Raw genomic sequence first — 241 nt, forward strand, 5'->3', positions numbered from 1 at the left:
GTGTTGGCCAGGGGGTGGCCGACGAAACGCACAGGCACCCCATGCTCTTCGTAGAAACGTGCTTCGAAGGGGAACAATGCCAGCATCAGGTCGCAGGCTTCGCGAATCTTCAGCACCCGCTTCTGCCGCCAGGCCCATACCGAAGGGCTGACGTAATGCACGGTGCGCAGGCCAGCCTGGCGCAGCTTGTGTTCGACGCCGAGGGTGAAGTCGGGAGCGTCGATGCCGATCATCACATCCG

General features: G+C 62.7%; 1 protein-coding gene. It reads right to left on the reverse strand.

The genetic code is table 11. The annotated features are described in order from the left end of the window. Positions 1 to 241, reverse strand: a 241-nt coding sequence (locus HMPREF0072_RS11555; RefSeq protein WP_211204242.1) for a glycosyltransferase family protein, incomplete at both ends; no start/stop codon positions are given.

The sequence above is a fragment of the Anaerococcus lactolyticus ATCC 51172 genome, from assembly GCF_000156575.1.
In the GTDB taxonomy this organism is placed as follows: domain Bacteria; phylum Bacillota; class Clostridia; order Tissierellales; family Peptoniphilaceae; genus Anaerococcus; species Anaerococcus lactolyticus.